This is a genomic window from Streptomyces sp. NPDC004134 (assembly GCF_042874195.1).
Taxonomy (GTDB): domain Bacteria; phylum Actinomycetota; class Actinomycetes; order Streptomycetales; family Streptomycetaceae; genus Streptomyces.
Map to the genome: position 1 here is coordinate 1 of NZ_JBIAMS010000059.1, position 1,588 is coordinate 1,588.

Sequence of the window (1,588 nt, forward strand, 5' to 3'; positions counted from 1 at the left end):
GTCGGGTGTTTCGGCGCTGGTTGAGGTGGTGGCCTGGTGAGCGGGAGTCCGGTGCACAAGCGTGGTTTGTATATAGGTGTTCTCGCGCAGCGTGCGGCTGTCAGGCATGGGTCGATGCTGCTGACGCTGGATCATGATCTGGATGTGCTGCCCGAGGCGGGGCGGCGTATCACGGTCAGTGAACTCGCTTATCACGTCTCGGATCTCGCCGGGCGGCTGGCGGCGGCGGGGGTGCGGGCCGGGGAGCATGTGGTCGTCTACAAGCGGCCGAACTTCGACTCCTGGATCCTGGGCACCGCGGTGGCGCGGCTGGGTGCGATACCGGTGATGCTCTCCCCCGCCCTGGACGCGCCGACCGTCGCGGCCCTGATGCAGCGCCTGGGCCGCCCGCATCTCCTGACGGACGCGGCGAAGCTGGGTCTGCTGTCGGGTGAGGACCTCGAGGGGCTGACCGCTTCGGTGGTCACGGTCGATGCGCTGGCGGGGCTGGAGGGTTCGCCCGGGGTGCCGGCGGTGTTCACGGGGTTGGACGAGCCGGCGATGATCACGCATACGTCGGGGACGACGGGGCTGCCGAAGCTGGTGGTCCACACCGCGCGGACGATGCGCACCCGGTTGCGTCCGCAGTTGTTCATGCTCGGGGTGATGCCCCGCCGGGAGACCGCCGCGATCAGTATCCCCTTCGTCCACTCCCGGCTGTTCGCCGCGATGGCCCTGGTGCTGTTCAAGGGCATGCCGACGCTCCTGGTCAACAACCACGACCCCGAAGCCGTCGCGAAGTTCTTCCTGAAGAACCGGCCCGGGCTCATCGAAGCCCTCCCCAACAGCTTCCTCGCCTGGGAAGGGCTGGTGAACGACCCCAGAAGGCCGTTCGCGTCGGTGAAGTACTTCTCCTCCACCTTCGACGCCATCCACCCCCGCACCGTCCGCCGCCTCCTGGACGCCTCCCGCCGCCGCTCCCCCCAGTTCTTCCAGATCTACGGCCAGTCCGAAGTCGGACCGGCGGTGGGCCGGCCCTACTACCGGCGCCACGCACGCGACATGGACGGACGCTGCGTCGGCTTCGCCCTGCCCGGCAGCGCGAAAGTACGGGTCACCTCGCAGAACGGGCGGCAGGTCACCCCCGACAACCCCGGCTACATCGAGGTCCGCTGGGACGGCATCGCCAAGACCTACCACGGCGAACAGGACCGCTACGACGAGAACGTCAACCAAGGCTGGTGGCGCACCGGAGACATCGGCTACCGCACCAAAGCCGGCTGCCTCCACATGCTCGACCGCGAGATCGACACCATCCCCGGCATCGGCTCCAGCCTCGAAATCGAAGACGCCGTCCTGGACCGCCTCGACGAACTCGTCGAACTCGCCGTCGTCCAAGGCCCCGGCAACACACCCGTCCCCATCATCTGCACCCGCAACGACGAACCCATCGACCCCCACCGATGGCAACAAGCCACCCGCGACTACCCCCAACTCACCAACCCCGTCCACATCCCCCTCGCCCAACTCCCACGCACCGCCACCCTCAAAACCCGCCGCGTCGAACTCACCCGCATCCTCCACGACAAACTCCAAGAACAACCCTGAA

At 67.6% G+C, this 1,588-nt stretch carries 1 protein-coding gene; it reads left to right on the forward strand.

Annotated features, from left to right (window positions below):
• Nucleotides 1-114: 114 nt before the first annotated feature.
• The gene (locus tag ACFYVJ_RS34760) at nucleotides 115-1,587 is read left to right on the forward strand and encodes a class I adenylate-forming enzyme family protein (RefSeq protein WP_388900518.1); all 1,473 of its coding nucleotides are present in this window, start codon (nucleotides 115-117) and stop codon (nucleotides 1,585-1,587) included.
• Nucleotide 1,588: the final 1 nt, after the last annotated feature.